The organism is Microvirga sp. P4_G7, from assembly GCF_056401005.1.
Window position 1 is genome coordinate 1 of sequence record NZ_JBFUKD010000149.1, and the last position, 7050, is coordinate 7050.

Genomic DNA, 7050 nt, shown 5'->3' on the forward strand with positions numbered 1-7050 from the left:
CGCCGATCATGATCGTGCCATCGAGGCCGCGCCGGCCGACCACGCGCTGGGCGATCGACGTCCCCACCATGTAGCCGATCACCATGAACCCGAACGAAAACGCGTAAGGCAACTCGCTCAGGCCATAGATCCCTTGAAGCACGAAGGACGAGCCGGAGATGAAAGCGAACAAACCGCCATAGGTCAGCATGGCGAGCGCCACATAGACGCGATAACCCCGGTGGCGCAGCAAATCGCGAAACCCGCGCAGCATTCCGGAAATTGAAAGTGGATTTGGTGATTTGACGCGGATCGTTTCCGGCATGCGAAGCGCAACGACGATGGCGAGCGCAGCGCCGCATGCGGTCGTCACCACGAACGACGCGCGCCAACCGAAAGCGACGCCGATGATGCCGCCGAGCACGGGTGCGAGCGCCGGCACGATTCCCATGATCGTGCCCATGCGTGACAGTTCGCGTCCGGCTCGCGGTCCCTCGTAGAGATCGCGCACGATGGCGCGCCCGAGCACGATCGGGCCCGATGCGCCGAGAGCCTGCACGAAACGGGCGATGATCAGGGCTTCGATGGATGGAGCGGCCGCGCAGATCACGCTCGCGACCGTGAACAGGCCGAGGCCGAACAACAGAACGGGTTTGCGCCCGATGCGGTCGGATACCGGTCCGTACACGAATTGACCGGCGGCGAAGCCGAGCAGGAATGCCGACAGCGTCAGCTGAACCTGAGACAGGCTCGCACCGAGCGCGACGGCAATCGCCGGCAGCGACGGCAGATACATGTCGGTCGACAGCGGGCCGAGCGCGGTCAGGAGGGCGAGGATCGCGGTGAGCGCAAGGGTATCGGGTTTAAGCATCCGGAAATCCGCAATGGGGACCGGATGGTCTTAGTGCATGCGCGGGCGAAGGGGAAACCAAAGGCGAAACCGATTTGGATCGGTGGATGAACCGCCGGTCCCCTCTGGCTTCCCTCGTCGCAAGACCTCAGGCGGCCTTCCGGCGCGCCTGCTCGGCCGCGTAGAGAGCGTGCTCGTCGGACAAGGCCCGCGCGATGCTCGGGCGCTGCTTCAAGCGCTTGTAGTAATCGTGAATGGCGGGCCACTTTTCGAGATCGACCGGAGTTGCGATTTTCCAGTTCAAGACGGTGACGAGATAGGCATCCGCGACACTGAAGCGGTCGAGCAAAAATTCGCGCCCGGCGAGATGAGCGTCGAGATAGGCGAGGCGCTTGTCGCCTTGCTCCAAGGCCCGTGCCTTCATCTCGTTCGAAATCCCAGAATCGAAGAGGGGGGCGAACAGCGCCTTGTGCAACTCGGTTCCGATGAAGCAGAGCCATTGCTGCAAGCGCGCGCGGGCGAAGCCGTCGCGGGGCGCCAATGCGGCATCGGGAAAGCGATCGGCGATATATTGCAGGATCGCGGCGTTCTCGGTGAGCACGTCGCCGTCCTCGGTGCGGATCGCCGGCACGAGGCCGAGCGGATTGATGGCAAAGTAGTTCTCACCACGCAGCGTCTGCTTGGTTCGTGAATCCACCTCGATGAACTGCGCTGGGACGTCCGCCTCGTAGAGGGCGATGCGCGAGGCCATCGAGCAGGCGAGCGGTGAATAATAGAGGTCCATAGCGGGTCTCCGGTTGAATTGTGTACTAGTTCGCATAAATTATAGCGACCGAGAGGCCCGTCAAGGATTTTTTCCAAAATGGTACAAAAAGAAACCGATCGGGAAGCGAAGCGGCGCGGGCGTCCGCGGTCCTACGATCCGAAAGCTGCCCTCGGGCAGGCCATCGAGACGTTCTGGAAAGCCGGCTATTCGGGGACGTCGCTCGACGATCTTTCCGCCGCGACAGGCATGAACCGGCCAAGCCTCTACGCGGCCTTCGGCGACAAGCACGCGCTCTATCTCAAGGCCCTCCACCAATACTGGGAGCTCGGGTTCGCCACGATGCGCGAAACCTTGAGCGCCGGCCAACCGGTGGCTGAAGCGTTGATGCGCGTCTATCGGGGCGCCATGGCGATCTATTTCTCCGGCGAGGGCCGGGCCCGCGGCTGCTTCGCGATCGGGACGGCGACGACGGAGGCTGTGGAGGATGCGGCCATTCGCAACGCTCTATCGCAGGGGCTGCGAACGCTCGACGATGCGTTCGAGACCTGCCTTCGCGCGGCGCAGGAACGGGGTGAGCTGCGAAGCGATGCCGATCCGACGGCGCTCGCTATCCTGGCCTCCGCGACACTCCACACCATCGCGATCCGCGCCCGCGCCGGTTTTCCTCGCTCCGAGCTGGAGACGCTGGCGCAAAAGGCGGTCAGTGTGATTTGCGCAAAGTGGCTGGGTTGAGCGCGGTCAGCGTCACCCGAACCGGTGCAGGGCGCTGCCGTAGATCCGCAGCCAGTCCTCGGCTTCGTCCGTCCGGGCGCAGAGGTCGTGGGTGATCGCCCAGAACCGGTGCGAATGGTTCAGTTCCCGCAGATGGGCGACCTCGTGCGCGGCGAGATAGTCGAGCACGAAGGGGGGCGCCATGATCAGGCGCCAGGAGAAGCTCAAGGCGCCCCGGGCCGAGCACGATCCCCACCGGCTCTTGGTGTCGCGGACGGTGATTCGCTTGGCGGCGATCCCGAGCGCCGCCGTGTGGCGCTTGACCGCCTCGTTGAAATCGCGCCGGGCCTCCGCCTCGAGGAAATCGTGGACGCGCCGCGATACGTGCGGAAGCTCGCCGGACACCGCGATGATCGGCTCCCCGTTTGCGCCCGTCGTCGCACGCGTGCGCTCGCGCAGGCTCGACCAATGCACGATCCGATGGGGCACGCCGCGCAGCGGCACCAGCGCCCCGGGCTCGAACAGAACCAGGGCCGGGACCTTGGCGAGGCGATTGGCGATCCAATTGCCGTGATCGGTGGCGAAGCGCTGTGCGACCGTGAGGTCGGTCCGCTCCGGAATGGTCAGGACGACCTCTCCGGTGGCGTTGGACACCCGCAGCGTGATGCGCTTGGCGGTGGGACGGCGGCGCAAGGCCACCGCGAAGGATTGTCCGGCGTGGAAGACCTTGAGGGCGGGAGGGTCCGCCGGAATGCGGCGAAAGAGGGCGAATCTCATGGCCGCAATCTGCCCCAGCAGATCGCCGATGTCAGCGCAGCCGTTTGCCGCTGCCTGGAACGGCCCAGGCGGCAAAGATCGCTCTTGACGGGCGCGGTTTTTCGCGCCGGGTCGCTGCGGAGGGGAAGAGGGCGGCATCAGGCCTCGCGGATACGCCGATTCGCTCTCGATCATGCCGCGTTTCAGGTTGCGAAGATATGAAGGGGGCCGCGAGGTCGCGGCTTTCCACCGGGAATCGGGGCTTTGGGTCAGGTTTTGCGGATGGGCCTTGCCTTTCGCAGCGAGGAATTCGTCTATTTTCGGGGCGCAACCGACGAGCGGTTGAAGAGAAGGGCGCGGGGGTTGGTGGTCTCCGTATCCTGATCGCAATGGATCGGTCCCGTGCGTCCGCTCAGACGCGAATAACGGAGGGCGAGTTCGTCGAGCGTGACGTTCTCCGGTACCCGCGGATGGGCCACGCAGAGGGCGCCCTCGGGTCCCCAGGCGGCTTCGAATTCCATGCCGTCCTTCATGTCGGCCTTCTGAATGCCGGCGCGATCCCAGAAATTGATGGCTGTGCCGTCGCGGGTGGTCGGATGGTCGTCGCCGCCGTAATCGGCGCGGAACATGTGGACGCAAGCGCGATGATAGTCGCGAAGCGCGGCTTCGCCGCGTGACTCCCAGGGACGATACCCCATCAGGATGCACTTTCCCTCGGCGCCGCTCGAACAGGTCAGACGGAACCCGCCGGCCTCATCGGGCATGGCGAGCGCCAGCCGGCGCCCGTCGGGATCGGGCCCGCAGAGGTCTTCAGTTTGTCCGTCGGGGCGGGGAATCACCATCCGATAAAGCGCCACCGCACCGTTCGCAGAGGCGGTGACTTCATCGATTCGCAGCTCCGGATGATTCATTCCCGGAACGTGCCRCATGATCAGGGTCGCACCCACCAAGGCCTGGCGGCGCAACACATGGCCGCCCTCGTCGAGCCGCAAGACAATCTCGCCGTTCTCGAATTGCAGACGTCCGGACGCGAAAGAATGCGTCACGGGAACGGCGCAGAACAGGCAAGCGAGGAGTGAGACGAATGCGCCCCATGGGCGCGGGCCCGGTCCCTCAACGCGAGGGGCCGGGTAAAAATCGGCGAACATCACTTGAGAATGACGACGCTGCCATCCTGCAACATGACGGCGGCGACGGTGGCCGCGCCGACGGAGGCCATGCCATTGCGAGCGACGCCGTTCTCGGCGATCCCGTTCACCGAGAAACCGTTCACCGAAAATCCATTCACCGAAAATCCGTTCTTGCCGTTCGGCGGCGGACGGTCATCAGCGTAGAAGAACGCGCCAGCCTGCGTGGCGACGAGAGAGCCGGCTGCCAAACTCAGGGCAGCGACGAAAGAACGAATGCGCATCTTTTTCTCCTTGTTCGTAAGCCGATGAAGAGCGGACCTACTGGAGAAGGAATGTAATGCGAATGTTATAACAGTAAAGCAACCAGGAGTAATGCTGATTGCAGGTTTAAATCGTCATTTCTTATGTATTTCAAGCAGATAGCGACCGAGTGCCACCCAGACGATCACCTGTGGTTGAGTGACGGAGTTTAAACGCCGTCGATCGCGTGCTCGAGCGCACGCGATCGATCTCTACGCCGCCTTGGCCTTCGGTGCCTTGGTCGATTGCGCCGTGATGAATTCACCGATCTTCGGCACGATCTCGGCGCGGAAGCGGCTGCCATTGAAGACGCCGTAATGGCCGACGCCCTTCTGCAGGTGATAGAGCTTCTTGTCGGAAGACAGGTTCGGCGTCAGGTCGAGGGCCGCGAGCGTCTGGCCGACGCCGGAAATGTCGTCCCGTTCACCCTCGACCGCCATGAGCGCGCAACGGCGAATCGCCATGAGATCCACCGGCTTGTTCCGGTGCATCATCTCTCCCTTCGGCAACTCGTGACGCACGAACACCTTGTCGACGGTCTGAAGATAGAATTCGGCGGTCAGGTCCATGACGGCGAGATATTCGTCGTAGAAGTCACGATGCTTTTCGGCTGAATCGCCGTCGCCTTCCACGAGGTGGTTGAACATGTCCCAATGGGCGTTCACGTGGCGATCGAGATTCATCGCCATGAAGCCCGACAACTGGAGAAAGCCCGGATAGACCGAGCGGAGCATGCCCGGATACGAGGGCGGCACCTGCGTGATGCAATGGCGCTCGAACCAGTCGATGCCACGCTCCTCGGCCAGAAGATTGACCGCCGTCGGCGAGCGCCGGGTGTCGATCGGGCCGCCCATGAGCGTCGCCGAAGACGGCGTGAGCGGATCCTTCTCCGCTTCCATACGCGCGATCGCCGCGATCACCGGGACCGCCGGTTGGCACACGGCGAGCACATTGAGATCCGGCCCGAGCGCCTGGAACATGGCGATCATGTAATCGATATAGTCGTCGAGATCGAAGCGTCCTTCCGCGAGCGACACCATGCGGGCATCGGCCCAATCGGTGATCATGACGTCGTGAGTCGGCAGAAATGCTTCGACGGTACCGCGCAAAAGGGTCGCGTAGTGGCCGGACATCGGCGCGACGATCAGAAGCTTCGGCTGCTTCAAGCCCGGCCGAACTTTCCGGTCGAACGCGATCACGCGGGCGAAGGGGCGCTCCCATACGGTCCGTTCGGTGACGGCGACGGTCTTGCCGTCGATCGTCGTCGTCTCGAGTCCGAAGATCGGTTTGCCGTAGCGCCGGGTCGTGCGCTCGAACATTTCGCAGGCGGCGGAGACGGTGCGGCCGTAGGCGGTATTGGTGAAGGGGTTGCCGGGATCCTCGAACATCCGCCGGGTGACATCCGATGCCATGCGCGCGGGACTCAGCATCAGATGGGCGGCTTCATACCAACAATAAGCGAGATTCATCGATAGATCCCCGTGGTCGGGCTCCCCGTTCCTTCGCGACTCAAGTCTCGAAGCCGGAGCTTATCCTCAACCGGAACCGTAAAGTTAAAGTTCCTGAACGGTATTGCAATGCTGTTTAAGTCATAGGTGACACGATCTGACCGCGACCTTCGTCGCGTTTCATGAGTTTATTCCTTGGAACAGGATCGCGATAACCTTATTCTCCTCGCGAGATGGTTGAGATCAAGCCTAAGGATCTGGCGCGCGATGCGCGTCATTTGCGCCTCGACACCCTCGTCAGGCTGCGTTGGCTCGCGATCATCGGGCAATCGCTCGCGGTGACCGCCGTGCGTTTCGGTTTCGGTTTTCCGCTGCCCTTCGGACTTTGCTTCATCGTCATTTGCGCGTCGGTCGCGGTCAATCTGCTGCTGCGAATCCAATTTCCCGCGAGCCACCGTCTCGGCGACAATCCGGCGACATTGCTGCTGGCATTCGATATCCTGCAGCTTGCTTTTCTGCTCTATCTCACCGGTGGGTTGCAGAACCCGTTCGCGTTGTTGTTTCTCGTCCCGGTTCTGATTTCCGCAACGGCGCTGACGCCCGCGCGGACGCTCGGCCTCGGCTCGCTCGCCGCCGGGTCGGCGACATTGCTGATGCTGTTTCATCGCCCGCTGCCGTGGTTTCCACAGCAGGAATTGGCGCTGCCGTTTCCTTACGTTCTCGGCATTTGGACCGCGATTCTGCTCGGGACGGTGTTCACCGGCATCTATGCCTGGCGCGTCGCCGAGGAAGCGCGGCTGTTGGCGCAGGCGCTCGCCGCCACCGAGCTCGTGCTCGCCCGCGAGCAGCACCTGTCGCAACTCGATGGTCTCGCGGCGGCGGCGGCGCATGAACTCGGAACCCCGCTCGCCACCATCGCGCTCGTGGCGAAGGAAATGGATCACGCCTTGCCGAAGGACGGGCCCGTCGCCGAAGATTTGAAACTGTTGCGCGAGCAGGTCGAGCGCTGTCGGACCATTCTCACGAAGCTGACGTCGATGGGGCAGGACAATGCGGAATTTCTCGACACGATATCGCTCAGTCATCTCGTCGAGGAGATCGTCGCACCCC

The 7050-nt window shown here is 63.1% G+C and carries 8 protein-coding genes; 2 read left to right on the forward strand and 6 right to left on the reverse strand.

What is annotated here, in order from left to right; translation table 11 throughout:
• A partial coding sequence (locus AC1DT3_RS08960; protein WP_477464908.1) for a multidrug effflux MFS transporter occupies positions 1-850 on the reverse strand: 850 nt, incomplete at its 3' end.
• A gap of 127 nt (positions 851-977) precedes the next feature.
• Positions 978-1613 carry a glutathione binding-like protein gene (locus AC1DT3_RS08965; protein WP_477464909.1) on the reverse strand — a complete coding sequence of 212 codons (636 nt, stop codon included), beginning with the start codon at positions 1611-1613 and terminating at the stop codon, positions 978-980.
• A gap of 78 nt (positions 1614-1691) precedes the next feature.
• Between AC1DT3_RS08965 and AC1DT3_RS08970 the strand changes: the two genes are divergently transcribed.
• A complete protein-coding gene (locus AC1DT3_RS08970) occupies positions 1692-2327 on the forward strand; it encodes a TetR/AcrR family transcriptional regulator (RefSeq protein ID WP_477464910.1) in 636 nt (211 codons plus the stop codon).
• A 12-nt stretch (positions 2328-2339) separates the two neighbouring features.
• Here the strand turns inward: AC1DT3_RS08970 and AC1DT3_RS08975 are convergent, their stop codons facing one another.
• From AC1DT3_RS08975 to AC1DT3_RS08990, 4 genes are all read right to left on the reverse strand, one after another.
• Complete coding sequence (locus AC1DT3_RS08975) at positions 2340-3083, reverse strand: M48 family metallopeptidase (protein WP_477464911.1); 744 nt, start codon at positions 3081-3083, stop codon at positions 2340-2342.
• Between the two features lie 293 nt (positions 3084-3376).
• Positions 3377-4108: an ADYC domain-containing protein gene (locus AC1DT3_RS08980; protein ID WP_477464912.1), complete on the reverse strand. Its 732-nt coding sequence runs from the start codon at positions 4106-4108 to the stop codon at positions 3377-3379.
• A 101-nt stretch (positions 4109-4209) separates the two neighbouring features.
• Positions 4210-4473 (reverse strand): hypothetical protein, encoded by a 264-nt coding sequence (locus AC1DT3_RS08985; protein WP_477464913.1) that lies wholly within the window; start codon positions 4471-4473, stop codon positions 4210-4212.
• Positions 4474-4704: 231 nt separating this feature from the next.
• Complete coding sequence (locus AC1DT3_RS08990; RefSeq protein ID WP_477464914.1) at positions 4705-5961, reverse strand: polyhydroxyalkanoate depolymerase; 1257 nt, start codon at positions 5959-5961, stop codon at positions 4705-4707.
• A gap of 212 nt (positions 5962-6173) precedes the next feature.
• Between AC1DT3_RS08990 and AC1DT3_RS08995 the strand changes: the two genes are divergently transcribed.
• A partial coding sequence (locus tag AC1DT3_RS08995) for an ActS/PrrB/RegB family redox-sensitive histidine kinase (RefSeq protein WP_477464915.1) occupies positions 6174-7050 on the forward strand: 877 nt, incomplete at its 3' end.

Bases quoted from the DNA above. Each gene is read 5' to 3' on its own strand.
- AC1DT3_RS08965 (WP_477464909.1), bottom strand. From the start codon at position 1,613: ATGGACCTCTATTATTCACCGCTCGCCTGCTCGATGGCCTCGCGCATC.
- AC1DT3_RS08970 (WP_477464910.1), top strand. From the start codon at position 1,692: ATGGTACAAAAAGAAACCGATCGGGAAGCGAAGCGGCGCGGGCGTCCG.
- AC1DT3_RS08975 (WP_477464911.1), bottom strand. From the start codon at position 3,083: ATGAGATTCGCCCTCTTTCGCCGCATTCCGGCGGACCCTCCCGCCCTC.
- AC1DT3_RS08985 (WP_477464913.1), bottom strand. From the start codon at position 4,473: ATGCGCATTCGTTCTTTCGTCGCTGCCCTGAGTTTGGCAGCCGGCTCT.
- AC1DT3_RS08990 (WP_477464914.1), bottom strand. From the start codon at position 5,961: ATGAATCTCGCTTATTGTTGGTATGAAGCCGCCCATCTGATGCTGAGT.